The 24,018-nt window shown below is 73.6% G+C and carries 26 protein-coding genes, 1 other RNA gene and 1 pseudogene; 13 read left to right on the forward strand and 15 right to left on the reverse strand.

What is annotated here, in order from left to right; all coding sequences use genetic code 11:
- Positions 1 to 66 precede the first annotated feature (66 nt).
- Entirely contained in the window at positions 67 to 1,104 is a 1,038-nt protein-coding gene (locus tag ACIP2X_RS25165) for a Gfo/Idh/MocA family protein (protein WP_401676633.1), read from the forward strand.
- On the opposite strand, the gene ACIP2X_RS25170 is transcribed toward ACIP2X_RS25165, so the two are convergent.
- Complete coding sequence (locus ACIP2X_RS25170) at positions 1,091 to 2,731, reverse strand: alkaline phosphatase D family protein (protein ID WP_401676634.1); 1,641 nt, start codon at positions 2,729 to 2,731, stop codon at positions 1,091 to 1,093. The two genes, ACIP2X_RS25165 and ACIP2X_RS25170, sit on opposite strands and share 14 nt — an antisense overlap.
- Before the next feature lie 142 nt (positions 2,732 to 2,873).
- Between ACIP2X_RS25170 and ACIP2X_RS25175 the strand changes: the two genes are divergently transcribed.
- The gene (locus ACIP2X_RS25175) at positions 2,874 to 3,647 is read left to right on the forward strand and encodes an SDR family oxidoreductase (protein WP_401676635.1); all 774 of its coding nucleotides are present in this window, start codon (positions 2,874 to 2,876) and stop codon (positions 3,645 to 3,647) included.
- 258 nt (positions 3,648 to 3,905) lie between these two features.
- On the opposite strand, the gene ACIP2X_RS25180 is transcribed toward ACIP2X_RS25175, so the two are convergent.
- Both ACIP2X_RS25180 and ACIP2X_RS25185 read right to left on the reverse strand, forming a co-directional pair.
- Positions 3,906 to 4,892 carry an aldo/keto reductase gene (locus tag ACIP2X_RS25180; RefSeq protein ID WP_401676636.1) on the reverse strand — a complete coding sequence of 329 codons (987 nt, stop codon included), beginning with the start codon at positions 4,890 to 4,892 and terminating at the stop codon, positions 3,906 to 3,908.
- Between the two features lie 95 nt (positions 4,893 to 4,987).
- Positions 4,988 to 5,314 (reverse strand): nuclear transport factor 2 family protein, encoded by a 327-nt coding sequence (locus ACIP2X_RS25185; protein WP_401676637.1) that lies wholly within the window; start codon positions 5,312 to 5,314, stop codon positions 4,988 to 4,990.
- 117 nt (positions 5,315 to 5,431) lie between these two features.
- Here ACIP2X_RS25185 and ACIP2X_RS25190 point away from each other — a divergent pair, with 117 nt between their 5' ends.
- The gene (locus ACIP2X_RS25190) at positions 5,432 to 5,980 is read left to right on the forward strand and encodes a DoxX family protein (RefSeq protein WP_401676638.1); all 549 of its coding nucleotides are present in this window, start codon (positions 5,432 to 5,434) and stop codon (positions 5,978 to 5,980) included.
- A gap of 33 nt (positions 5,981 to 6,013) precedes the next feature.
- On the opposite strand, the gene ACIP2X_RS25195 is transcribed toward ACIP2X_RS25190, so the two are convergent.
- Positions 6,014 to 6,664, reverse strand: a complete 651-nt coding sequence (locus tag ACIP2X_RS25195) for a response regulator (protein ID WP_401677234.1) — start codon at positions 6,662 to 6,664, stop codon at positions 6,014 to 6,016.
- Positions 6,665 to 6,693: 29 nt separating this feature from the next.
- Positions 6,694 to 7,917, reverse strand: coding sequence for a sensor histidine kinase (locus ACIP2X_RS25200; protein WP_401676639.1), 1,224 nt, complete (start codon positions 7,915 to 7,917; stop codon positions 6,694 to 6,696).
- A gap of 146 nt (positions 7,918 to 8,063) precedes the next feature.
- Here ACIP2X_RS25200 and ACIP2X_RS25205 point away from each other — a divergent pair, with 146 nt between their 5' ends.
- Together ACIP2X_RS25205 and ACIP2X_RS25210 are read left to right on the forward strand one after the other, a co-directional pair.
- Positions 8,064 to 8,630: a YceI family protein gene (locus ACIP2X_RS25205; protein ID WP_401676640.1), complete on the forward strand. Its 567-nt coding sequence runs from the start codon at positions 8,064 to 8,066 to the stop codon at positions 8,628 to 8,630.
- Positions 8,631 to 8,789: 159 nt separating this feature from the next.
- Positions 8,790 to 9,257: an Asp23/Gls24 family envelope stress response protein gene (locus ACIP2X_RS25210; RefSeq protein ID WP_401676641.1), complete on the forward strand. Its 468-nt coding sequence runs from the start codon at positions 8,790 to 8,792 to the stop codon at positions 9,255 to 9,257.
- 20 nt (positions 9,258 to 9,277) lie between these two features.
- Here the strand turns inward: ACIP2X_RS25210 and ACIP2X_RS25215 are convergent, their stop codons facing one another.
- Positions 9,278 to 9,628 carry a hypothetical protein gene (locus tag ACIP2X_RS25215; RefSeq protein WP_401676642.1) on the reverse strand — a complete coding sequence of 117 codons (351 nt, stop codon included), beginning with the start codon at positions 9,626 to 9,628 and terminating at the stop codon, positions 9,278 to 9,280.
- Positions 9,629 to 9,812: 184 nt separating this feature from the next.
- Positions 9,813 to 10,226, reverse strand: coding sequence for an SRPBCC family protein (locus ACIP2X_RS25220; RefSeq protein WP_401676643.1), 414 nt, complete (start codon positions 10,224 to 10,226; stop codon positions 9,813 to 9,815).
- A gap of 196 nt (positions 10,227 to 10,422) precedes the next feature.
- Here ACIP2X_RS25220 and ACIP2X_RS25225 point away from each other — a divergent pair, with 196 nt between their 5' ends.
- Positions 10,423 to 10,914 carry an NUDIX hydrolase gene (locus tag ACIP2X_RS25225; RefSeq protein ID WP_401676644.1) on the forward strand — a complete coding sequence of 164 codons (492 nt, stop codon included), beginning with the start codon at positions 10,423 to 10,425 and terminating at the stop codon, positions 10,912 to 10,914.
- Between the two features lie 70 nt (positions 10,915 to 10,984).
- On the opposite strand, the gene rnpB is transcribed toward ACIP2X_RS25225, so the two are convergent.
- Both rnpB and ACIP2X_RS25235 read right to left on the reverse strand, forming a co-directional pair.
- An RNA gene (gene rnpB / locus ACIP2X_RS25230) (RNase P RNA component class A) lies at positions 10,985 to 11,384 on the reverse strand.
- Between the two features lie 33 nt (positions 11,385 to 11,417).
- Entirely contained in the window at positions 11,418 to 11,984 is a 567-nt protein-coding gene (locus ACIP2X_RS25235; protein WP_401676645.1) for a Uma2 family endonuclease, read from the reverse strand.
- A gap of 132 nt (positions 11,985 to 12,116) precedes the next feature.
- On the opposite strand from ACIP2X_RS25235, the gene ACIP2X_RS25240 reads away from it, so the two are divergent.
- From ACIP2X_RS25240 to eda, 4 genes are all read left to right on the forward strand, one after another.
- Positions 12,117 to 12,866, forward strand: coding sequence for a MerR family transcriptional regulator (locus ACIP2X_RS25240; protein ID WP_401676646.1), 750 nt, complete (start codon positions 12,117 to 12,119; stop codon positions 12,864 to 12,866).
- A gap of 38 nt (positions 12,867 to 12,904) precedes the next feature.
- Positions 12,905 to 13,480 (forward strand): hypothetical protein, encoded by a 576-nt coding sequence (locus tag ACIP2X_RS25245; RefSeq protein ID WP_401676647.1) that lies wholly within the window; start codon positions 12,905 to 12,907, stop codon positions 13,478 to 13,480.
- Between the two features lie 13 nt (positions 13,481 to 13,493).
- On the forward strand, positions 13,494 to 14,276 hold the full coding sequence (yaaA, locus tag ACIP2X_RS25250; protein WP_401676648.1) for a peroxide stress protein YaaA: 783 nt from the start codon (positions 13,494 to 13,496) through the stop codon (positions 14,274 to 14,276).
- 71 nt (positions 14,277 to 14,347) lie between these two features.
- Positions 14,348 to 14,983 carry a bifunctional 4-hydroxy-2-oxoglutarate aldolase/2-dehydro-3-deoxy-phosphogluconate aldolase gene (eda, locus tag ACIP2X_RS25255; protein ID WP_401676649.1) on the forward strand — a complete coding sequence of 212 codons (636 nt, stop codon included), beginning with the start codon at positions 14,348 to 14,350 and terminating at the stop codon, positions 14,981 to 14,983.
- Here the strand turns inward: eda and ACIP2X_RS25260 are convergent.
- From ACIP2X_RS25260 to ACIP2X_RS25270, 3 genes are read right to left on the reverse strand one after another with little or no spacing between them, the layout of a single operon-like run.
- The gene (locus ACIP2X_RS25260; protein WP_401676650.1) at positions 14,958 to 16,697 is read right to left on the reverse strand and encodes a bifunctional RNase H/acid phosphatase; all 1,740 of its coding nucleotides are present in this window, start codon (positions 16,695 to 16,697) and stop codon (positions 14,958 to 14,960) included. The genes eda and ACIP2X_RS25260 overlap by 26 nt on opposite strands.
- Positions 16,698 to 16,709: 12 nt before the next feature.
- Complete coding sequence (locus tag ACIP2X_RS25265) at positions 16,710 to 17,453, reverse strand: zinc ribbon domain-containing protein (protein WP_401677236.1); 744 nt, start codon at positions 17,451 to 17,453, stop codon at positions 16,710 to 16,712.
- Positions 17,450 to 18,313: a Nif3-like dinuclear metal center hexameric protein gene (locus tag ACIP2X_RS25270; protein WP_401676651.1), complete on the reverse strand. Its 864-nt coding sequence runs from the start codon at positions 18,311 to 18,313 to the stop codon at positions 17,450 to 17,452. The genes ACIP2X_RS25265 and ACIP2X_RS25270 overlap by 4 nt, the downstream gene beginning before the upstream one ends.
- 187 nt (positions 18,314 to 18,500) lie before the next feature.
- On the opposite strand from ACIP2X_RS25270, the gene ACIP2X_RS25275 reads away from it, so the two are divergent.
- Together ACIP2X_RS25275 and ACIP2X_RS25280 are read left to right on the forward strand one after the other, a co-directional pair.
- Positions 18,501 to 19,742, forward strand: a complete 1,242-nt coding sequence (locus tag ACIP2X_RS25275) for a hypothetical protein (protein ID WP_401676652.1) — start codon at positions 18,501 to 18,503, stop codon at positions 19,740 to 19,742.
- 106 nt (positions 19,743 to 19,848) lie between these two features.
- Entirely contained in the window at positions 19,849 to 20,004 is a 156-nt protein-coding gene (locus ACIP2X_RS25280; protein ID WP_401676653.1) for a hypothetical protein, read from the forward strand.
- Positions 20,005 to 20,074: 70 nt separating this feature from the next.
- Here ACIP2X_RS25280 and ACIP2X_RS25285 read toward each other — a convergent pair whose 3' ends face one another.
- The 3 genes from ACIP2X_RS25285 to ACIP2X_RS25295 are packed head-to-tail and all read right to left on the reverse strand — an operon-like array spanning position 20,075 to position 23,007.
- Complete coding sequence (locus tag ACIP2X_RS25285) at positions 20,075 to 21,007, reverse strand: 3-oxoacyl-ACP reductase (RefSeq protein WP_401676654.1); 933 nt, start codon at positions 21,005 to 21,007, stop codon at positions 20,075 to 20,077.
- Positions 21,008 to 21,048: 41 nt separating this feature from the next.
- On the reverse strand, positions 21,049 to 22,125 hold the full coding sequence (locus tag ACIP2X_RS25290) for a Zn-dependent alcohol dehydrogenase (protein WP_401676655.1): 1,077 nt from the start codon (positions 22,123 to 22,125) through the stop codon (positions 21,049 to 21,051).
- A gap of 24 nt (positions 22,126 to 22,149) precedes the next feature.
- Positions 22,150 to 23,007 (reverse strand): MaoC/PaaZ C-terminal domain-containing protein, encoded by an 858-nt coding sequence (locus tag ACIP2X_RS25295; RefSeq protein WP_401676656.1) that lies wholly within the window; start codon positions 23,005 to 23,007, stop codon positions 22,150 to 22,152.
- A 244-nt stretch (positions 23,008 to 23,251) separates the two neighbouring features.
- Here ACIP2X_RS25295 and ACIP2X_RS25300 point away from each other — a divergent pair.
- Positions 23,252 to 23,698, forward strand: a pseudogene (locus ACIP2X_RS25300) (response regulator); the annotation flags it as partial.
- Between the last annotated feature and the right edge of the window lie 320 nt (positions 23,699 to 24,018).

Below are 24,018 nucleotides of genomic sequence, written 5' to 3' on the forward strand. Positions count from 1 at the left end.
TGCTGACATCGAACTGACATCGAACAAGAACGCGCGAGAACGCACGGGAACGAGGGCGGGGCGGCAATGAGTACGGACGGCGTACGGTGGGGAATCCTGGCGACGGGCGGGATCGCGGCGGCTTTCACGGCGGATCTGGTGGATCTGCCGGACGCCGAGGTGGTGGCGGTGGCGTCACGGACCGCGGAGTCGGCGAAGGGGTTCGCGCAACGGTTCGGGATCGCCCGGGCGTACGGGGACTGGGAGGCGCTGGCGCACGACGCGGACGTGGACGTGGTGTACGTCGCCACTCCGCACGCGGCGCACCGGACGGCCGCCGGACTGTGTCTGGCGGCGGGGCGGAACGTGCTGCTGGAGAAGCCGTTCACGCTGAACGTGCGTGAGGCCCGGGAGCTGGTCGCGCTGGCGCGCGAGCGGAAGCGCTTCCTGATGGAGGCGATGTGGATGTACTGCAGTCCGCTGGTGCGGCGCCTGAAGGCGCTGGTGGACGACGGGGCGATCGGTGAAGTGCGCAGCGTGCAGGCGGACTTCGGGCTGTCCGGGCCGTTCCCGCCCTCGCATCGGCTGCGGGATCCGCGGCAGGGCGGGGGTGCGCTGCTGGACCTCGGGGTGTACCCGGTCTCGTTCGCGCATCTGCTGCTCGGTGAGCCGGCGGACATCGCGGCGAGAGCAGTGCTCTCCGACGACGGCGTCGATCTCCAGACGGGTGCGCTGCTCTCCTGGGAGAGCGGTGCTCTTGCCTCGGTGCACTGCTCCATCGTCGGGGGTACGCCCGTGACGGCCTCGGTGACCGGCAGCCAGGGCCGCATCGACCTGCCGCACGGCTTCTTCAACCCGGACCGCTTCGTCCTGCACCGCGACGGCCGGGACCCCGAGGAGTTCGTCCACGACCCGGCCTCCGGCGCCGCGCACAACAGCCTCAAGCACGAGGCGCGCGAGGTGATGCGGGCCCTGCGGGCCGGCGAGACCGAGTCCCCCCTGGTCCCGCTCGACGGCACCCTCGCCGTGATGCGGACGCTCGACGCGATCCGGGACCGCATCGGCGTCCGCTACCCGGGCGAGGCCCCCGAGACGGACCCCACGGCGGAACTCACACCTGCCTGAGCCCCTGCTCCCCCACCTCCGTGACGAAGGACGCGGCCGTCGTGACCGGCGCCCCCGGCGTGGTCACGTACGGCACCGTCCGGAAGTCGGCCCGCGCCTGCTCGCGGCCCAGGGCGACCGTCACGTAGCCGCGCCGGCCGTTGTAGAACCGCATGTGCGGGTTGGCGGTCATGTACGTGTCCCAGTTGGCCGGCTTGTCGGCGCCGTCCCGGCCGCTGGCTATCGAGGTGGCGACGATCTCGGTGCCCAGCGTGCGCGAGGCCGGGTCGTCGAAGTTCTCCTTGATGTCGAAGGCGTAGCCGACGTGCACGTCACCGGTGAGCACCATCAGGTTGTCGACGCCGGCCGCCCGCGCGCCGTCCAGCACCCGGCGCCGCGAGGCGCGATAGCCGTCCCAGCCGTCCATCGACACCCGCGAGGGTTCGGTCAGGTCGAACTTCCGCTGGGAGAACGTGACCTGCTGCGGCACCACGTTCCACAGCGCCCGCGAGCGGCGCCAGCCGTCGAGCAGCCAGCGCTCCTGGGTGGCGCCGGTCATGGTGCGCGCCGGGTCGTCGACCTCGGGTCCCGGCACGTCGGAGCCGTCGCCGTAGGCCTGGTCGGAGCGGTACTGCCGGGTGTCGAGCACGTCGAACTGGGCGAGCCGGCCCCACTGCAGGCGCCGGTAGAGCTGCATGTCCGGGCCCTCGGGCCGCTGGGGCAGGCGCAGCGGCTGGTTCTCCCAGTAGGCGCGGTAGGCGGAGGCGCGGCGCAGCAGGAACTCCTCCGGCGGGACGGAGTTCTCGGGGGTGTCGCCGGCGTAGTTGTTCTCGGTCTCGTGGTCGTCCCAGGTGACGACGAAGGGGTGCGCGGCGTGGGCGGCGCGCAGGTCGGGGTCGGACTTGTAGAGGGCGTACCGCAGCCGGTAGTCCTCCAGCGTCATGGTCTCCCGGTTGAACAGGTCGGGCAGGGTCCGGTCGGTGTAGTTGCGCTGGCCGCCCACCGCGTTGACGGCGTACTCGTACAGGTAGTCGCCGAGGTGGAAGACCACGTCGACGTCGTCCTGCGCGAGATGGCCGTAGGCCGTGAAGTAGCCGTCGTGGTAGGCCTGGCAGGAGACCGCGGCGAGGGTGAGCCCGGAGACGCGGTCGAAGGGCGCGGGCGCGGTGCGGGTGCGGCCGGCCGGGCTGATCCAGCGGCCGACGCGGAAGCGGTAGTGGTAGAGGCGGCCGGGCTCCAGGTGGCCCACCTCGACGTGCACGGTGTGGTGGAACTCCGGGTGGGCGGTGGCGGTGCCGCGTCTGACGGTGCGCCGGAAGTGCTCGTCGCGGGCGACTTCCCAGTGCACGGTGACGCGTTCGGCGGGCAGACCGCTGTCGGCCTGGAAGGGGACGGGGGCCAGCCGGGTCCACAGCAGGACCGAGGTGGGCTGGGGGTCGCCGGAGGCGACGCCGAGGGTGAACGGGTCGTCCGTGACGCGCGCGGCGTCGAGTTCGGCGGCGCCGGCGACGCCCGCGGTGGGCAGGTTGACCGCGAAGGCCAGCGCGGCGGCCGCGCCGGTGGTGGTGAGGAAGCGCCGGCGGCCGATATGGCGCGCGGCGGCGCGTAGTTCGGGGGCGTGCTGGGGCTGACGAGCTGCGGGTGTCATCCGGTTCTCCCCTGACGATCCTGCGATTGCGTGCAGGTCGCATTCGAGTGGTCCGGGACGACGACCGCTTGGCGCGTACACAACACCCGCATGGCGGACTCATGAGTTCCGGATGGCGGACCGTCTCCTACGCTTCAGGGCTATGAATGCCAAGCAAACTGCCGAACGGCAGTCCAGGATCGCGGTCGTGACCGGTGCGGGCTCCGGGGTCGGCCGCGCGGTAACGGTGGAACTGCTGCGCGCCGGCTGGTCGGTCGCGCTGGCCGGCCGCAGGGAGGAGACCCTCCGGGAGACGGCGGCGCTGGTGCCCGAGGGCGCCTCACTCGTCGTCCGCACCGACGTGGCACAGGAGGAGGACGTGACCGCGCTGTTCGCGGCGACCGTCGCGCACTTCGGGCGGGTGGACCTGCTCTTCAACAACGCGGGGACGTTCGGTCCCGGCGGGGTGCCGGTCGAGGACCTCGCGTACAGCGCGTGGCGGCACGTGGTGGACACCAACCTCAACGGCGCGTTCCTGTGCGCGCGGGCGGCGTACCGGCAGATGAAGGAGCAGGACCCGCAGGGCGGCCGGATCATCAACAACGGCTCGATCTCGGCCCACGCGCCCCGCCCGCGCTCCGCCGCCTACACGGCCACCAAGCACGCGCTGACCGGCCTGACCAAGGCGCTGTCGCTGGACGGGCGGCCGTACCGGATCGCGGTCGGGCAGATCGACATCGGCAACGCGGCGACCGACATGACCAAGGCCATGGAGCACGGCGCCCCGCAGGCCAACGGCGAGGTGGCGCCGGAACCGGTGATGGACGTCGCCGACGTGGCGCGCACGGTGGCGCACATGGCAGAGCTGCCGCTGGAGGCGAACGTGCAGTTCGCGACGGTGCTGGCGACGGCGATGCCGTACATCGGACGTGGCTGAACGGTCAACCTGCACAAGCGGAGTTTTTACTTCCGCCCCATCGTGGCCGGTGGGGGGCTTATGATCGACCCTCCTCCACTGGAACTTCACATCAGGGCTTCACACTTGGAGCGTCAAGCTCCCGCCGGCCACATCTCAGGGGGGGAGGGCGGCAGCCGTTCCACGGCGACCGGAGGGGGGACCCCGCGAGGGACCGCGGGGTACGGACCGGTCGGCCGTGGGACGGCTGCCGCTTTCACGAAGCCCGCGGCCCGGCGCTCACCGGCCCAGGACGGCGTCGATCTCGGCCGTCTCACGTGCGGTGAGCGGCCCCTTGACCAGCGCGCCCGCGTTCTCCTCGGCCTGGGCGACCGTACGGAAGCCGGGGATCGGCACCGTGTGGGAAGCACGGGCCCAGATCCACGCGAGCGCGCCCTGCGTGAGCGTGCGACCGTCGCCGGTCAGGATCTGGCGCAGGGCGTCGACCTGGCGCGTCCACCGCGGATCGGCGCCGCTGCCGGCCGTGAACCCGGGCAGCCAGGCGGGCGGCACGCTGCGGATGTCCCCCGCTTCGAGGGGCTGCCCGGCGGCCCGCTTGCCGGTCAGCAGTCCCATCGCCAGCGGACTGCGGTTGATGCCGGCCAGTCCCGACTCCGCGCACAGCGCGAGCATCTCGGGCGCGTCCTGGAGGACGTTGAGGCGGTGCTGCACGGCGACACAGTGCGCGCCCTCGGCGAAGACCGCGGCGCGGGCGGGGTCGTCGGTGCTCCAGCCGTAGGCCCGGATCAGCCCTTCCCGTACGAACTCCTCGCACGCCTCACGGAGTTCCGCCGCCCGGTCCGGGTCCGCGTCGGACAGGTGCAGCTGGTACAGGTCGATGTGGTCGGTGCCGAGGCGCCGCAGGGAGGCGGTCAGCGCGCGGCGCGCGTACGCCGGGGAGTCGTCGGTGCCGGTGAGGGTACGGGTGTCCGCGTCGAAGACGTTGCCCCACTTGGTGGCGACGACGACATCGGCGCGGCGCTTGCCGAGGGCGCGGCCGAGGACGCGCTCGCTGTGGCCGGCGCCGTAGGTGTCCGCGGTGTCGAAGAAGGTGACGCCGAGGTCGAGGGCGCGGTGGATCGCCCGTACGGACTCCTCGTCGTCGACCTTGCCCCAGCCGAGCGGCTGCCCCGCGCTGTCCTGCCACTCACCGCCGACGGCCCAGCAGCCGAAGCCGAGCGCACTGATCTCGATGCCGCCGCGTCCGAGCGTTCTGGTGTTCTCCATGCCGCAGGAGGCTACGAGCTGAAGCGCACTTCAGCACAAGCGACGCCCTGCGGGCGGGGCCGGGGGTGGGGCGGGTGCGTGGGGTGGAGCTCGGTTCAGGCCTGGCCTGTTTCGAAGCGGGTGATCCTGCCGTCGTCGTCGACGCTGAAGGACCACCGCGTGCGCATCTCGCCCCAGGTGTCGTTGCGGTAGCGGGCGATGAGGGAGCGGCCGCCGTTGGACTCGTTGTCGACGTCCATATGACCGTGGGAGGAGAAGATCTCCCGGTCGATCCAGTCGTCGAGGTCACGGTCCGTGCCGTCGTCGGCCATGGTGGCGCCGGGCGCGAGAAGGGACAGGAAGGCCTGGCGGTCATGGGCGTTGACGGCGGAGACGAACGCACGCACCGCCGGGTCGCTCAACTTGGCCGTCTGAATCGTCATGCCAGCCACCCTCACACCGCCCCCCGCGGCCCGCCACCCGAACGGCTGCCCGGGAGGGCCGGGCGGGTGGCGGCCTGCGACGGTGGACGGGAGTCCACATCTGCACCGGGAGACATCGTGACGTGCTACGACCGACGTGATCTGGGTCTGCTCCTGCTCCGGCTGGGCACCGGCGGTGTCCTGGCCGCCCACGGCGCGCAGAAGCTGTTCGGCTGGTTCGGCGGGGCCGGCATCGAGGGCACCGGGCAGTTCATGGAGTCCGTCGGATACCGTCCCGGCAAGCTGAGCGCCACGGCCTCGGGGCTCGCGGAATGGGGCGGCGGGACCCTGCTGGCGCTGGGACTGGCCACCCCGGCGGCGGGCGCGGCGGCGGCCGGCGGCATGACGGGCGCCTGCGCGGTGCACGGGCCCAACGGCTTCTTCAACGCGGAGGGCGGCTTCGAGTACCCCGCCACCCTCGGCATGACCGCGGCCGGCCTCGCCGTCGCCGGCCCCGGCCGCCTCTCCCTCGACCACCTCCTCGGCGACCGGTTGAACCGCGGCTGGATGGTCCCGGTCGCCCTCGGTGTGGTGGCGGCCGGTGCGGCGGTGGTCGTCGGGACGCGGAACAAGCGGGTGCGGCAGGAGTCCCCACTGGACGGCCAGGAGGTGCTGTTCGAGGAGTAGGCCCTGCCCGGTGCCGGTGGCGGCGTCCACCGGCTACGGCTCGACGATCCCCGCGTCATGGGCGATCAGTCCGGCCTGGGTGCGGTTGACGCAGCCCAGCTTGTCCAGCGTGCGCGAGACATAGCCCTTGACGGTGGCCTCGGAGAGGTGGAGCCGGGCCGCGATCCGCGCGTTGGACAGCCCCTCTCCCAGGCCCGCGAGGACCTGGATCTCGCGCTCGGTGAGGGAGGCGACCACTTCCCGGGCGCGGTCGCGGGCCGAGAGGGAGTCCGTGGAGGCGGCGACGAGCCGGCGGGCGGCGGAGGGCGACAGGACGGTGTGGCCGCGCGCGGCCGTGCGGACGAGGCCGATCAGCTCCTCCGGCGGGGTGGACTTGACCAGGAAGCCGGTCGCCCCGGCCCGCAGCGCGCGCAGCACGTACTGGTCGGCGTCGAAGGTCGTCAGGACGACGATGTGCGGCGGATCCGGCAGCCTGTTGATGTGCTCGATCGCGGTGAGGCCGTCCATGCCGGGCATGCGCAGGTCCATCAGGACGACGTCCGGGCCGCTGCGGCGGACCGCCTCGACGCCCGCGGCCCCGTCGTACGCCTCGCCGACCACCTCGACGTCCGCGGCGGACCCGAGGATGGTCCGCAGGAACCCGCACACCATCGGCTCGTCGTCGACGACCACCACACGCACCACGGGAGCCGGGGGGACGACGGGGACCACTCTCACACCGCCGGTTCCGCGGTCGGGACGTACGAGGGCAGCGTCGCCTCGACGCCGAACCCGCCGTCGGGGCGGGGCCCGGCGCGCAACGTGCCGTGCAACAGCTCGATGCGCTGCCGCAGATGGGCGATGCCGAGGCCCGAGCCGGTGCCGGTCAGCGCGCCGCCGGCCCGGCCGCTCGGCGCCGTGTTGTGGACGGTGAGCCGCACCCGCGTCTCGTCGTACTCCACCCGCACGGTCACCGCGGCCCCGGGCGCGTGCTTGCGCACGTTGGTCAAGGCCTCCCGCAGCACCCGGTAGGCGGTGCGGCCGACGACCGGGGAGGCGAGCGCCGGGTCGCCCGACTCGATCAGCTCGGTCGGCGTCCCGACGGCGACCGACTCGGCGACCAGGTCGGGGAAGCCCGCCACGGAGGGCGTGCGGTCGCCGTCGGGCGCGGCGCGCAGGATGCCGACCAGGTCCCGCAGTTCGTCCAGCGCCTGGCAGCCGGCCGCGCGCAGGTCCTCCGCCGCCCGCCGGGTCGGCTCGTCGGGCGCGGTCACCCGCAGCGCCCCGGCCTGGAGCACCATCAGGCTCACCCGGTGGGTGACCACGTCGTGCATCTCGGCGGCGAGCCGGGCGCGTTCCTCGGCGCGGGCCCGCTCGGCCAGCAGATGGCGTTCCCGTTCGGCCCGTTCGGCGCGTTCGACGAGGGCGCGGACCATCCGGCGCCGGGCGTCGAAGTACAGCGCCAGCAGCGGCCCGAACGCGGTGCGCAGCAGCCCGATCGTCATGACCGTGACGGACGGCTCCCAGGGCCTCGCCACGACGAGTGTGAGGGCGGCCAGTGCCGCGTACGCCGCAGCCCGGCGGTCGCGCCGGTAGAAGAGCGGGCCGTAGGCGGCGAGCACGGTGGTGTGGGGTGCCCACACGTTGCCGTCGTGGGCGGGGGTGAGCAGGTCCGCGGGGGCGATCAGCAGCGTCACGGCCAGGGTGAACGTGCCGAGCACGGCGACGACGGCGAGCGGGGCGGTACGGCGGAAGGCGAGCGAGGCGCAGGCGAGCGCCTGCGCTCCCAGCACCGCCCAGGCGAGCGTGTCCGGCCGCTCCGGCCACCAGCTGCCGCCCGCCAGGGTCACCCCGGTGTCGGTCAGCACGAAGGCGACCGCGATCGCCACGTCCACGGCCACCCGGTGCCGGCGACGCCACGGCCCGAACCTCTTCCCGTCCACGGTGGGGCAGTCCACCGCGGCCCCCTCCCCGTGCCCGCGGCCGCGCAAACGCGTCGTCCCGCGCAACCCTACGAAAGTCGTGTGCGGTCCCGCCGTCCGTCGCCCCCGGAGCCGACCGCCCGCCCTGCCGCTCCCCACGGTCCTTGCCCTGCAATGGAGTTATGGACACGACGGACACGACAGAGACCACGGACGGCGGCGACCTCGCCCCGGTCCCCCGCCTCGGCCGGTACACGATCGACCCCGGCCGTTCCTCCCTCACCTTCCGCACCCGGCATCTCCTCGGCCTCCTACCGGTGCGCGGCAGCTTCGCGATCCGCGGCGGCACGGTCGACGTCGCCGAGCCGCTCGCCGAGTCCCGGGTGCGCGCCGAGATCGACGCGGCGGGCTTCCGCACCGGCAACCCGCTGCGGGACGACGCCGTCCGGTCGGCCCGTTTCCTGGACACGGCACGCCACCCCGTGATCACGTTCGTCTCCGGTCACGTGGACCCCGCCGTGCTCTCCGGGCAGCTCACCGTGGGCGCGGTGACCGGGCCGCTGCGGCTGTCGGTCGTCCGCGTGCGGACCTCCGGCGACGCGTTCACCGTGCGGGCCACCACCACGGTCGACCGCACCGAGTTCGGCGTCACCGGCTCCCGGCTGATGACCGGACGCCTGCTGGAGCTCACGCTGGACGTCACCTGCGTCCGGGCCGGCCCGAACGGCCCGGCGCGCGCCGGGGGTTGACCGGCCGCGCGCCGTCCGCCCGCCCGCGCCGTCGGGCGGCGCCCGCCGCCTGCGGTGGCGAGCCGGGAGGGCCCGGGGCACGCTGGAAAGCAGGTATGAGCGTTGCGGCGGGCCTCCTGTGCAGCGGGTCCGTGCGCGCCCGGAGGAGGCGGGTCGGACATGACGGAGACGACCGGTGCGGCGGTGCGCACCAGCGAAACCGGCGCGAACGCGCGCGGCGGCGGGGCCGTCGCCCCCGGCAGCCGGGGCAGGACCACCATCGCGGACGACGTCGTGGCGAAGATCGCCGGGATGGCGGCGCGCGAGGTGCCCGGCATCCACGCCCTCGGCGGCGGCCTGGCCCGCACCATGGGCGCGGTGCGCGAGCGGGTACCCGGCCGGCGGGCCGGTGTCACCAGCGGCGTGAAGGTCGAGGTCGGTGAGCGGCAGAGCGCCGTCGACCTCGATGTCGTCGTGGAGTACGGCCTGTCCATCACCGAGATCGCCGCCGACGTCCGCGAGAACGTCATCGCCTCGATCGAGCGGATGACGGGCCTGGAGGTCGTCGAGGTCAACATCGCCGTCGACGACGTGCACCTCCCGGACGAGGAGGACGAGGCGGAGCCCGCGGCGGGACGGGTGCGCTAGCCGTCCCTCCCCGCAGGCCCTCAGACGAGCCGGCCCCGCAGTCCGCAGACCCAGGCAAGGGCGCCGTAGACACCGCGGAAGTAGTCGCGGTTGCCCGCCTGGGCGGTGGGGTCCTCCAGCCGTACGACGGTGGCGTCGACCTCGGCCGTCAGCAGCTGGAGGTCCGGCACGTCGCGGACGCCCACACCGGTGATCGGCGAACGTGCCGTACGCCCCAGCGCCCACTCCAGGGCCACCGCCTCACCGGCGGAGAACTGCGCACTGCCGCCGCCCTGCCGGGCCACCAGCCCGCTGAGCGCCGAGTCGACCTCACCGTACGTCCGGATGCCGATCCGCTGCTCCGGCCGCGTCCTTCGGGCCACCCGCTCCATGGCATCCTCCTCATCCGTAGCCGTGCCCGTCACTCGCGTCTTCCCCTGCGTCTTCCCGAAGTCCGGCCGGTCGAACACGTCCGGCCGGTCGAGCACGGGGGTCGGCGGGCTCCTCGGCGGATCAGCCCGCCGGGTGATCGCCCGGCCGGTCGACCACGGGCGTTGACAGGCCTCCTTCGGCGGATCAGCCCGCCGGGTGATCGACGCGCAGCCGCACCTGCTCCTCCAGCCGCCGCAGGCTGGCGTCCAGGGCGTCGCCCACGGCCGCCTCGCCGGGGTCGTGGCTGTCGTCGAAGAACGACAGGTGCACGGTCACCTCGCTGGCCCCGGAACCGATCCCGGCGACCTGGAGCCAGCCGGCGTAGCTCCCCTGCTCACGGGTGCCCCATTCGAGCCGCATCTGCTCCCGCCGGGCCCGCAGCAGGGCGGCGGTGTCCTCGTCGGTGCGGTCCTCGTGCACGGTGACGGCGGGCAGATCCTCGGCCTCCACGTGCAGCTCGGCCGGCATCCAGCCGTCCAGCCGCCCCACGTCGGCGGCTTCCTCGAAGACCTGCTCGGGCTGCGCGGGCATAGTGCGGGAACGTTCGTACTCGCTCATGGCGTACCGCCCCTCGGCGCGTTTCTTGCACGACGGAACTCACCGAGTACCCCACGGCACCGACCGCCAATTCGCATCATGCGCATCATGCGCATCACGCGGGTTCATGCGGTCACCGAAGGCGCACTCACCCGTTAGTCCGGTCAGGACCACCGGGAGGGAAGACCCACATGATCAGCACGACCAGGGGGCGCGAGTGACCGACGTACTCCCCCGCGAGGAATGGATCAGGACCCAGCCGCAGGCGCTCATCGCCGCGTGCGTCCTGCTCTTCGACCACACCGGCCGCATCCTGCTCCTGCGCTACGCCCCCACCCAGCCGGCGGCCGGCGTCTGGTGGCTGCCCGGCGGCATGCTCGACCACGGCGAGGACCCCCTGACCGCCGCACACCGCGAAACCCACGAGGAAACCGGCATCATCCTCCCCGCCCCGCCCACCCTGATCGGCATCGACCACCGCGCGAACGTGGGCGGCACGGGCCCGGTCCTGGACTGCTACTTCCACGGCGGCACGGTCCCCCCGGGCACCCCCATCACCCTGAGCCCCGAACACGACGCCCACACCTTCACACCCCCCGAGTCCCTGCCCCTGCACCTTCCCCCCACCGCCGTACGCACCCTGACGGCCCTCCGCGCTGCCGCCGCGACGGGCGGGGTCGTCTGCCTGAGGGAGAGCGAGCCGATGTGACGCCACCGGCCGGGGAACCGCCGTTCCCCGGCCGCCCGTTGGGCGCAGACACTCGGGAACGACACAACGACAGACGAGTCGGGCTGTACGCCGGGTTCTGTTCCTCGGGTCCCTCGCGGGAGCCGGGGTGACGGCCATCCATCTAGGGCCGGTGTTGCCACCGGCCTCGTGCGGTCTACCCGCGGACTCGGGCGGGCAGCCCTCGAACGTCCGCGCAGGGACACCGGGGTGTCCCCTCTTGACCTTGCTCCGGGTGGGGTTTACCTAGCTGCCTGAGTCACCTCAGGCACTGGTGGTCTCTTACACCACCGTTTCACCCTTACCGAGGACCGAGGTCCCCGGCGGTCTGCTTTCTGTGGCACTGTCCCGCGGGTCACCCCGGGTGGCCGTTAGCCACCACCCTGCCCTGTGGAGCCCGGACGTTCCTCGGGGAGATCCGAAAACCTCCACGCGGCCGCCCGCCCGGCTCGTCTGCCGTGTCGACCATGGTACCGGGCGAGGGGTCACAGGAAGTCCACGGTCTCCAGGTCGAAGGCGAAGGGGGCGGGGAGGGGGAGCGGTTTTCCGAGGGGGCGGGTGAGGTGCTCCCGGTAGTCGCCCCTCTCCGGCGTGCTGAAGAGGGTGATCGCGGAGTCGTCGCGGTCGAGCAGGAGGTAGAGGGGGATGCCGCCGCGGGCGTAGCAGCGGCGCTTGGACTCGCGGTCCGCCTTGGGCCTGGTGGACGTGACCTCCAGGACCATGGCTACGCCGTCGCAGGGCATCCAGGGGTCGGCGCCCCGGAAGAGGCGCCGTTCTCGGGGGGCGATCGTGCCGTCCGGGATCACGTGGTCCTGCGGTGAGCCTTCCGCGTTCCGCAGCTTCAGGCCCTTGTTCCCGGAGAACTGGATCTCCGTCACTGATCGCCGGTGCATCTGGCCCACGATGCCGCTGATGCAGTGTTCGTGGTGCCCGTCGGGCACGGGCGTGATGACCAGCTCCCCCTCGATGAGCTCCGCCCTGAGCCCCTCCGGGGTCTCCAGGTCCACGAACCAGTCCAGCAGGATCTCCTGCGTGATCGGATCCATTGCCACGTGACGACGCCCTTCTCCTTCGGTCGTGCGTCAGCGTGGGGCAGCGGCTGATCACCGCGCCGGAGATCTCCGCCCGTTCCCCCCATCGGGTTCGCTTGACCTTGTCGCAACGTCAACGTCTCTACTGGACCCATGCGGATCGGAGAACTCGCCGCTGCTGTCGGCGTCACCACGCGGACCGTGCGGCACTACCACCATCTGGGGCTGTTGCCCGAGCCCGAGCGGCTGGCGAACGGGTATCGGGACTACACGCTGCGGCACGCCGTCGTGCTGGCGCGGATCCGGCGGCTGACGGAGCTGGGGCTGGGGCTGGCCGAGGTGCGGGACGTGCTCGCCGAGGACGCGGGGCGGGATCTGAGTGAGGTGCTGGAGGAGCTGGACGCGGATCTCGCGCGGCAGGAGGCGGCGCTCCGGGAGCGCCGGGAACGGTTGAAGGCTCTGCTCGACGTGGCGGAGCTGCCCGTCGAGGGGCCGGTCTCGCCCGAGCTGGCGGAGCTGTTCGCGGGGCTGGCGCCCGCCTCCGACTCCCCGATGGCCGCCAAGGACCGGGAGATCTTCGCGCTGCTGGAGACCGCGGCCGGCCCGGAGGAGCGGGAGCGGCTGCTGGCCGCCGTCGGGGGCGCGCTGACCGGGCCCGACGCCGTCGCGCGGGCGCACGAGGCGTACGCCCTGCTCGACGCGCTCGCCGAGGCCGCGACGGACGACCCGCGGGTGGAGGAGGCGGCGCGCGCGCTCGCGGGGCTGATGCCGCCCGAGCTGGTCGTCGCGGAACCCGTCGAACATGAGCACAGCTTTCTGCGCGCCATGTACGCCGACCTCGCGCCCGCCCAGGCGGAGGCCATCCGCCGCGCGCTGCGCCTCGCCTCCGGAGGGCGACGGTGAAGGCGGCGAGAGCGGCATACCGGCTCGTGTGGCATGAGGTGCAGCTGTATGTGTGCCTGGTGTTGTGGGTGGCCCGGCGGCGGCAGGGCGTCGGCGGCGGGCGGGCCTTCGGCTACGCGAGCGGGCAGAGCGCGCTGCTGATGGGGTTCGCGTTCGTGTGCGTGGTCGAGACCGTCGTGATGTCCGTGCTGCTGTCCCGGTGGCCGACCGTGCACCACGTGATGCTGGTCCTGGACGTGTACACCGTGCTGTTCGTCATCGGTCTGCACGCCGCCTCCGTCGTACGGCCGCACGTGCTGGAGTCGGACGTCCTGCGGGTCCGCAAGGCCGCCCATCTCGACCTGCGGATACCGCTGGAGCGGATCGCGGCCGTCCGGCGTGAGCTGCGCCTGACGCACGAGAAGGCCGACGGCGTGCTCGACGTCGCGATCGGCGGGCAGACGACGGTCACGCTGGAGCTCACCGAGCCCGTCCCGTATCTGACCTTCCTCGGCCGGCGGCGTGAGGTGAGCCTGGTGCGGGTGTACACCGACCAGGCGGACGCCCTCGTGGGGGCGGTCACCCGGGCGCTCAGCGGCGAGGACAGCAGGCCGTACCCTGGCGCGGAGGTCTAGAGAAGGAGAATCCGTGCTGGTCCTGCTGCCGCCCTCGGAGGGGAAGGCGTCCTCCGGCCGGGGCGCACCGCTCAAGCTGGCGTCGCTCGCGCTGCCCGAGCTGAACCCCGCCCGGGAGGCCGTCCTCGACGAACTGGTCGAGCTGTGCGCCGGCGACGAGGACAAGGCGCGCGAGGTGCTGGGGCTGAGCGAGGGACTGCGCGGCGAGGTCGCCAAGAACACCGGACTGCGCACCGACGGGGCCCGGCCGGCCGGGGAGATCTACACGGGCGTGCTGTACGACGCCCTGGGCCTGGACTCGCTGGACGCGGCCGCCAAGCGGCGTGCCGCGCGCTCCCTGCTGGTGTTCTCGGGGCTGTGGGGCGCGGTCCGGGTGACGGACCGGATCCCCTCGTACCGCTGCTCGATGGGGGTGAAGCTGCCCGGGCTGGGCGCGCTGGGCACGCACTGGCGTACGGCGATGGCCGCCGCGCTGCCGGAGGCGGCGGGGAACGGGCTGGTGCTGGACCTGCGGTCGTCGGCGTACGCGGCGGCGTGGCGGCCGAAGGGCGAGGTCGCGGGGCGGACGGCGACGGTACGGGTGCTGCACGCGCCGACGCGCAAGGTGGTCAGCCACTTCAACAAGGCGACCAAGGGGCGGATCGTACGCGGTCTGCTGATGGCGGGGACGGCGCCGAAGGGGCCTGCGGAACTGGTGGAGGCGCTGCGGGACCTCGGATACGTCGTGGAGGCCGAGGCGCCTTCGGGGGCGGGGCGGCCCTGGTCGCTGGACGTGCTGGTGGACGAGATCCACTGAGCCGCACCGTGCGGTTGCAGCATGCGCAACGTGCTTTGCGCATGCTGCATGGGCCGGGCACGATGTGGCGCATGACCGACTCCGTGCTCGATCTCGCTCCCGTCGTCCCCGTGGTCGTCCTCCAGGACGCCGCCGACGCCGTACCGCTCGCGCGGGCGCTGGTCGCCGGGGGGCTGCCGGCGATCGAGGTGACCCTGCGGACGCCGGCCGCGCTCGACGCGATCCGGGCGATCGCCGGGGCGGTGCCGGACGCGGTGGTCGGGGCCGGGACGGTGATCACGCCGGGGCAGGTCGAGGACGCCGTGGCCGCCGGGGCGCGCTTTCTGGTGAGCCCGGGCTGGACCGACGTACTGCTGGAGGCGATGCGGCGGTCCGGGGTGCCGTATCTGCCGGGGGTGTCGACCACGTCCGAGGTGGTGGCGTTGCTGGAGCGCGGGGTGCGGGAGATGAAGTTCTTCCCCGCAGCCGCCGCGGGGGGTACGGCGTATCTGAAGTCGCTTGCCGGGCCGTTGCCGCAGGCGCGCTTCTGCCCGACGGGCGGGATCGGTCTGGCGTCCGCGCCGGAGTATCTGGCGCTGCCCAACGTCGGCTGCGTGGGCGGGAGTTGGATGGTCCCGGCGGACGCGGTCGCGGCGCGGGACTGGGCGCGGATCGAGGAACTGGCCCGGGAGGCCGCCGCGCTCAGCGCAGGTGCGACGTGTCGTTGAAGAGGCGGACGCTGGCGTTGCCGTCGGCGTAGTACGCCACGACCGACAGGGACGCCGCCGAGAGTTCCATCCGGAACAGGGACTCGGGCGGGGCGCCGAGGGCGAGGCGTACGAGGGTCTTGATCGGGGTGACGTGCGTGACGAGCAGCACCGTGCGGCCGGCGTACGCCGCGATCAGCTTGTCGCGGGTCGCGGCGATCCGGGTGGCGGTCGCCGCGAAGCTCTCGCCGCCGCCGGTGGGTTCGGCGTCCGGCGAGGCCAGCCAGGCGCTCAGGTCGTCGGGGTGACGTTGGTGCACCTCGGCGAAGGTGAGGCCCTCCCAGGCGCCGAAGTCGGTCTCCCGCAGCCCGTCGTCCACGCCGACCTCCAGGCCGAGGCGGGCGGCGACGATGCCGGCGGTCTCGCGGGTCCGCGTGAGCGGTGAGGCGACGACGGCCTGGATCGTCCCGCGCCGCGCCAGCGCGAGGGCCACGCGCTCGGCCTGCTCCCGGCCGATGCCGGAGAGCGAGGGGTCGCTGCCGCCGCTGCCCGAGAAGCGCTTCTGCGGCGTGAGCGGCGTCTCGCCGTGCCGCAGCAGCACGAACGTCGCGGGCGCACCCATGTCGGGAGCGCCCCAACCGGCCTGCGGCGACGCCACGTTCCGCGCGGCGTTCACCTCGGCGTCGGCCGGAACGGAGGTGGAATCAGGAGACCTGCCGGAGACCGGGTCAACCGCCTCCGAGGCACCGGGACTTGAGGACACGTCGCCGGAAGAGCCCTCGCTCCCCTCGTTGGAGGAGGCGACGGACCGAGGTGCCATAGCCTCCCGCCCCGCCACCGAAGAGGCGACGGGCACCGCCACGGGCCAAGCACCCTGCCCAGCCGTCGAAGAAACCCCGACCTCCTCGGCGGAGGAAGCAACTGCCCCCGTCGGCGCCGCTCCAGCGGCCCGCCCCTCGACGGACGGGACAACGGCCCGAGGCGCCGCAGCCACTGGCTCCGCCACCGCCGCCGGGGGAACCTGCTGCCCAGCCGCCGAGGACTCCCCGGCCCCCTCGACGGAAGAAGCGACCGCCACCGCCGCCGGCGCCGTGTCGCGCCCCGCCACCGCCGCCGGGGGAACCCCCTGCCCAGGCGCCGAGGAAGGCCCGACCCCCTCGACGGTTGAAGTGACCGCCGTCGGCGCAGTGGCGCGTCCCGCCAGTGCCGCCCTGGCCCTGGCCGCGCCCGCCGTCGCGTCCCCGGGCGGCCCCTCGGGCTCGGGGACGGCCGCCGCGGGAGGTGACCCAGGGACGGCCCCCGCCGGGGAAGGCGTCCAGGCCTCCCCCCGCCCGCCCGCGTCCATCGCCTCGTTGGCCAGGCGGTCCGCCTGCTTGTTCCGCTCGCGCGGGATCCACTCGTAGCTCACCCGGCCCGCCGGGAAGACCCGCCCCGCCTCCATGGCCAGCGGCTTCATGTCGGGGTGCTTGATCTTCCAGCGGCCGGACATCTGCTCCACGACCAGCTTGGAGTCCATCCGGACGTGCACCGTCGCGGCCGGGTCGAGGGCGTGGGCGGCGCGCAGGCCGGCCAGCAGCCCCCGGTACTCGGCGACGTTGTTCGTGACGACGCCCAGGTACTCCGCCGTCTCCGCCAGCGTCCGGCCCGTCACCGCGTCGAGCACCACGGCGCCGTAGCCCGCGGGCCCCGGGTTGCCCCGGGAACCGCCGTCCGCCTCGACGATGAACTCCCGCACCGCGACGGCCCCTTACAGCCCCGACTCGGACGTGCGCACCAGGATGCGGCGGCAGTTCTCGCACCGCACCACCGTGTCCGGCGCCGCCTTGCGGATCTCGCTCAGCTCCGTGATGGCGAGCTCCTGGCGGCAGCCCTGGCAGGTCCGCTGGTAGAGCTTGGCCGCGCCGATGCCGCCCTGCTGCGCGCGCAGCTTGTCGTAGAGCCCGAGCAGGTCCGCCGGGACCGAGCCCGAGACGACCTCGCGCTCCTTCGTCGCCGACGCCACCTCGCCGTCGATCTCCTCGAACGCGGCGTCCCGGCGCGCGGTCGCGTCGTCGATCTTCCCCTGCACGGAGCCGACCCGCTCGGTCAGCTCGGCGACCCGCTCCTGCGCGGACTCGCGGCGCTCCATGACCTCCAGCACGACGTCCTCCAGGTCGCCCTGCCGCTTGGCGAGCGAGGCGATCTCGCGCTGGAGGTTCTCCAGGTCCTTCGGGGAGGTCACCGAGCCGGAGTCGAGGCGCTGCTGGTCGCGGACGGCGCGCTGGCGCACCTGGTCGACGTCCTGTTCGGCCTTGGTCTGCTCGCGGCCGCAGTCGCTCTCCTCGGTCTGCGCGGCCACGAGCAGGTCGCGCAGCTGGACGAGGTCCTTGGACAGCGACTCGATCTCGGCGTGCTCGGGCAGCGACTTCCGCCGGTGCGCGAGCTGCTGGAGGCGGACGTCGAGGTCCTGGACGTCGAGGAGTCGGATCTGGTCGGCGGGCGCGGCGTTCAGTTGGGGGCTCCAGGAGTGTGCGTCGGGTTGGACGCCGCGTGGGCGGTCCAGGGGTCGGTGACCGTCTTCGAGACGTGGACCCGCAGGTCCCAGCCGTGGCGGTCGGAGATCTCGTCGAGCTGGGCGGCCGCCAGCTCGCACCAGGGCCACTCGGTGGCCCAGTGCGCCGCGTCGAGCAGCGCGAGGGAACCGTGGGCGCGGTCCGCGACGAACTCGGAGACCGGGTGGTGGCGCAGGTCCGCGGTGAGGAAGGCGTCCGCCCCGGCCGCCCGTACGGCGTCGAAGAGGCCGTCGCCGGAGCCGCCGCTGACGGCGACCGTGCGCACCTGCGCCTCGGGGTCGCCGGCCACCCGGATGCCCTGGGCGGTGGCGGGCAGCCGCTCGGCGGCGAGCGCGGCGAGGGCGCGGACGGTCAGCGGGTGGTCCAGTTCGCAGACGCGGCCGAGACCGCGGCGCCCCTCGGGGTCGCTGCGGTCCGGCACCAGGGGCCGTACGACCCGCAGGTCCAGCGCCCCGGCGAGCGCGTCGCTGACGCCGGGATCGGCGCTGTCGGCGTTGGTGTGGGCGACGTGCAGGGCGATGTCGTTCTTGATGAGGGTGTGCACGACGCGGCCCTTGAAGTGGTCCGCCGCGACCGTGGTCGTGCCGCGCAGGTAGAGCGGGTGGTGGGTGACCAGCAGGTCGGCGCCGAGGTTCACCGCCTCGTCCACGGTCTCCTGCACCGGGTCGACCGCGAACAGCACCCGGGTGACGTCCTGGCCGGGATCGCCCACGACCGTGCCGACCGCGTCCCAGGACTCGGCCCACTCGGCGGGCCACAGGCTCTCCAGCGCGGCGATGACTTCAGACAGACGGGGCACGGGACAAAGGCTACCTGGCCGTTCTGCGCCGTTGAACCTGTGGCGCCGCCCCCGCCACGCTCAGCACACCCGTCCCCGTTCCCTCAGTCGAACCGCCGGACGGCCACCCTTATGTGTGAAGCGCCCGTCGGCCGGTGCCCCGCCTGTGCGTACGAAAACTAGCGTCGTCGCTGGAGGTGACCGAACGATGACTGCCTGTGTTGTCGAGGCCACGGCCGGGAACGAGGACACGCCCTCCCCGCAGCCGGGCTGCGTGATCACGACGGACGGCACGTACGCCGCACGCCTCGCCGTCAGCGGCGACTCCTGGTTCCCGGAGCGCTGGACGCTGGACGGACCCGAGCCCTACGCGGTGCCGCTGCCCGGCAACCAGCCGGAGGAACCCGGCACCGAGGTGCAGCCGATGAGCGACGGCCGGGTGCTGATCCACCGTCTCGCCGCCGGCCGGCACGCCTTCTCGCTGCTCTACCCGACCGGCCCCGGCACCGGAGAGCTCCCGCTCGGGGCCGTGGAGTGCCCCGCCCCGGACACCCGGCTGCGGCTGCTGCCGCCGACGCCGGGCGGCGACATGGCGTACGCCCTCGCCGTCGGCCCGCACTCCAGCACCGTCTGGCTGGTCGCGGGCGGCGCCTTCGGGCCGGAGCACGTCGCCCAGGTCCCCGGGCGCTGCTCCGGCGGCGTGTGGCTGGACGCGACGGGGCGGATGCTGGCCCTGGACCGCGAGTGCGACGGCCGCACCAAGACGGTGGTGGTGGACCTCGGGCGGGGCGGCGAGATGTCGCCGCTGCTCCAGATCGCCGCCGACAGCGACGACCGGCTGCTGCTCGCCGACGCCGACAGCGGACTGCTCCTCATCGGTTCCGACGCGCCCTGCCCCGGTGCGGGGCCCCGGCTGGGCTGGGGGGTGCTGGGCAGCACGCTGCCGGTGCGGTTCCCCGACTGCCTGCGGTCGGCCGAGGAGTGCGCGGTGACACCGTTCGCGATCCAGCCGGGGCAGGTGCTGACGCCGGAGAGCTGCGGCGTGGCACTGCGCATCGACGGCCCGGACGGCAGCTGGGTGGGGGTGTGGCGGCCGGCCGAGCGCCGGGTGCGGCATCTTCCGGCGCCGCAGGGCTGGCTGGCCGGGACCGGCCTGTGGACCAGGGAGGGCGTCCTGCGGCTGCCGTACGCCACCGAGGGGGCGGCGTGCGGGGTCGCCGAGTGGTCGGTGCCCCGCGAGAGCCCGCACGCGGGTGGGGGCGGGCCGGCGGCGGGGGCCGTGGCGGGGGGTTCGGGGGACACGAGCCCGGAGGATTCGGTTCCGGACGGCGCGGCTTCAGCGGCTTACAGCGCCGCGGAGCCGTCGGATCCGGGTCCTCCGGAGCCTGCCGCGCCGCGTCCGGTGCCGCTGCAGCAGGCGCCGTTGGGTGGCCGTATGGCAAGTAGGTAACGAAGTAGTGCCGGTTGGCGTGTGCGCCTGGATCGGTCCCGAGGTGTCCTGGTTACACTCGCCCGGCTGTGAGCAGAAGATCATGTCGACGGGGTGAATTCTTCCGATGAGAGACGCCAGTACGTCCCAGCCGCTGCCCGACGCCGAGGACTCCACCGGCCACGGCCGGCACCGGGGTCCGGTCTCGACGCACGACACCGAGTCGGCCCCTCGCGGCCGGCATCGCAAGCCGGTGGATCAGCAGACCGAGTCGGCGGCCTGACGGTACGTCGATCAACTGGATGTGAGGCCCCGTTCACCGCCACGGTGAGCGGGGCCTCGCCGTTCCCGCGCTATGCGCGCCGCAGTCCCAGCACCTCCACCGCGGCGAACGTCTCCCCCTGTTCCCGCTCGGCGAAGTGCGCGGAGAGCAGCGTGTCCAGTTCGTCGTACGTGAAGGTGTCCTGCTTGCTGTCGAACCTCGCCCCCACGCGGGGCCGTTCGACGACCGCGACCATGCCGCCGTGCACGACGAGGACCTGTCCGGTGATCCGTCCGGCGGCCGGCGCCGACAGATAGCCGACGAGCGGGGCGACGTGCTCGGGGGCCAGCGGGTCGAGGCCGGGGGCGGGCACGTCGGTGAACACGTCCTCGGTCATCCGGGTCCGGGCCCGCGGGCAGATGGCGTTGGCCGTGACGCCGTACTTCGCGAGGGCGTGCGCGGTGGACGTGGTGAGCCCCACGATGCCGCCCTTGGCCGCCGCGTAGTTGGGCTGTCCCGCGGAGCCCGCGAGGAACGCCTCCGAGGAGGTGTTCACGATCCGCCCGTACACGGTCCCGCCCGCCGCCTTGGCGCGCTCCCGCCAGTGCGCGGCGGCGAAGCGGGTGGTGTTGAAGTGGCCCTTGAGGTGGACCCGTATCACCGCGTCCCACTCGTCCTCCGTCATGGAGAAGACCATGCGGTCGCGCAGGATGCCCGCGTTGTTGACCAGGATGTCGAGCTGGCCGAACTCCTCGACGGCCAGCGCGACGAGCGCCGCCGCCCGGTGGTGGTCGGCCACGTCCCCGGTGTGGGCGACGGCCGTGCCGCCCGCCGCGCGGATCTCGGCGACCGTCTCCTCGGCGGGGCCGGCCGAGGCCCGTCCCGTGCCGTCCCGGCCGGGCTGCCCGTAGTCGTTGACGACCACGGCCGCGCCGAGCCGGGCCAGCTCCAGTGCCTCGGCCCGGCCGAGCCCGCGCCCGGCGCCGGTGACGATCGCGGACAGCCCCTCAAGTGGCGTTGCCATAGGTCCCCTTCGGTGAGATACGACCCCTTCGGCGCGGCGCTTCAGATCTCGATGCAGGTGCGCAGGGAGGTGCCCGTGCGCATCTGGTCGAGGGCCTCGTTGATCTCGGCGAGCTGCACCCGGTGGGTGATCAGGCCCGCGAGGTCGATCCGGCCCGCCCGCCACAGCGCGATCGTCCGCTCGTAGGAGCGCAGCACGTCGCCGCCGCCGTACATGGACGGCAGGATCCGCTTCTCGTCGAAGAACAGCTCGAACATGTTGAGCTGGAGGACGTCGTCCATGGCGCCCGCCCCGACGACGACCAGGGTGCCGCCGCGCCGGGTGGTCTCGTAGGCCGTGCGGGCGGTGGCCGACTTCCCGACGACCTCGAAGACGTAGTCGAAGCCCTCGCCGGCCGTGACCTGCTGCTTGGCGTCGGCGAGTTCCTCCGGCGCCACGGCCCGGGTGGCGCCGAACCGCAGCGCGGCCTCCCGGCGTCCGGCGACCGGGTCGACGGCGACGATCTCCGCGGCGCCCTTCAGTCGCGCGCCCTGGATCGCGGAGATGCCCACGCCTCCGCAGCCGATGACGGCGACGGACGCCCCGGCCTCGACGTCGGCGGTGTTGAGGGCGGCCCCGAGGCCGGTGGTGACCCCGCAGCCGATGAGCGCGGCGATGTCGTAGGGCACGTCGTCGGGGATGGGCACCGCGCAGCGGGCGTCGACGACGACCTCCTCGGCGAAGGTGCCGGTCCCGGCGAAGCCGAAGAGGTCCGTGCCGGGACGCCGGTAGTTGGGGGTGCCCGCGTTCATGAAGCCGGCCAGGCACAGATGGGTCTGGCCGCGTCCGCAGGCGGCGCAGGCGCCGCAGGCGGGCAGCCAGCAGACGACGACCCGGTCGCCGGGCTTCAGGGCGGTGACCCCGTCACCGACCTCCGTGATCTCCCCCGCGCCCTCGTGTCCCGGCACGAAGGGCGCCGGCTGCGGCAGCACCCCGCTCATCGCGGACAGGTCCGAGTGGCACAGCCCCGTGGCGCGCACCCGGATCCTCACCTTGCCCGGGCCGAAGCCCACCGTCTCGACGTCGTCGAGTATCTCCAGCTTCTCCTGGCCGATCTCGTGCAGTACGGCTGCGCGCATGGTGCGGCTCCCCTCGAAAGGCGTTCACGTGTGCTCGACGACGGTGTCGGCCAGGACCGGCGCGTCGTCCCGTTCGACCGAGCTGACGGCGACGCGTACGGCGCCCTCCTGCCGCCACATGCGGATGCGCAGGGTCTCGCCCGGGTACACCACGCCCGCGAACCGGGTGGCGTAGGCGCGCACCCGGGTCACGTCGCCGCCGAGCAGCGTGTCCACGACGGCCTTGAGCGTCATGCCGTAGGTGCACAGCCCGTGCAGGATGGGCCGCTCGAAGCCGGCCACCTTGGCGAACTCGGGGTCGGCGTGCAGCGGGTTCCAGTCCCCGCTGAGGCGGTAGAGCAGTGCCTGGTCCTCGCGGACGGTCCGCTCCACGGTCCGCTCGGGCTCTCCGGCGGGCGGGTCGAGGCGGGTGGACGGCCCGCGGTCGCCGCCGAAGCCGCCTTCTGCGCGCAGGAAGATCTGGGCGTCGTTGGTCCACAGCGGGCCCTGCGGGTCGGCGACCTCGGTGCGCAGGACGAGGATGGCGGCCGTGCCCTTGTCGTACACGCCGGCGATGCGGGAGGTGGCGGTCGCGGTGCCGGTCGCCGGGATCGGCCGGTGCACCTGGAGCGTCTGGCCGCCGTGCAGGACACGGGCCAGGTCGACCTCGACGCCCGGCATGGACAGCCCGCTGATCACGCCGGGGGCGCCCGAGCCGGCGACGGTGGCGAAGCTCGGCAGGACGTGCAGGCGGGATTCCAGGGTGTAGCGCAGTTCGTCGGGGTCGGTGGCGGGGAGGCCGGCGCCGATGCCGAGGTGGTAGAGCAGGACGTCCTTCGCGGTCCAGGCGATCTCGCCGGTCCGGGGTTCGGCGGCGAGCGCCTTGGCTGCGTCGATGGGCATGGGGCTCCTGAATGCTCACGGGGCGGGGAACCTCGGTGCGACCGTCCGCACCGTCGGCCGCACCGAGGTCGTCACGGGGCCGTGAAACCCGCCCGTTCTAGAACGCGTTCCAGTACGGCGACCCTCTGTATAGCCGAGCCGGTCGGAGTTGGGAAGGCTCCTGACGGTATGTCAGGTGAGCTTTGTTCACGTCTTCGCGCAGGCGGCGGCCACACCCTGCGCCTACGCTGGGTCCGTGAACGAGATGCCCCGTGACCATCGGCCCGCCAAGTCCGTCAGGGTGCTGCTCGCCGGGGACGGGGCGCTGAGCGGCGGAGGGCTCGCCGCCCTGCTCGGCCTCGTGGACGACATCCAGGTGGTCGCCCAGGTGCCGACCGGGGACGACCTGTTGGACGCGGCCCTCGTGCACCGTCCCGACGTCGCCCTCCTCGACGTCGAGCTCCCCGGCATCACCGGTCCGGACGCCGCGGCGGCCCTGCGCCGGCAGGTGCCCGACTGCCGCGTGCTGCTGCTCACCACCTACGCCCGCCCCGGCCTGCTGGAGCGCACCCTGGCGTCGGGCGCCGCCGGCCTCCTCGTCAAGGACGGCCCCCTGGAGGACCTGACGACGTCCATCCGCCGCGCCCTCACCGGCGAAACAGTCATCGACCCGACGCTCGCCGAGGCCGCGCCCCCACCGGAGCCGAGCCCTCCCGTGGTCTGACCCGCCATGCCCCCCGCCTCATCAGCCACACCGAAGCGGGCGCGGGCGGCGCGGTGCGGCCGTGGGGGCCGGAGGCCGAGACGTCCGCCGCGGTGAGGACCGAGCCCGAGCCGGAGCGGCTCGCTGAGGAGCGGGGCGGCTCGCGGTGGGGCGCGGCGGCCGGTGCCGGGGCGCGGCGGCCGGTGCCGGGGCGCGGCGGCCGGTGCCGGGGCGCGGCGGCCCACACCCCGCCGGAAAAGCCGAGCCCACCCGTCGTCCGACCTTCCGCACCGGCACCGCGCCGCCTCCCGCGAGAGCCGAGCCCACCC

Origin of the sequence: Streptomyces sp. NPDC089424, from assembly GCF_044749345.1 — a bacterium.
In the GTDB taxonomy this organism is placed as follows: Bacteria; Actinomycetota; Actinomycetes; order Streptomycetales; family Streptomycetaceae; genus Streptomyces.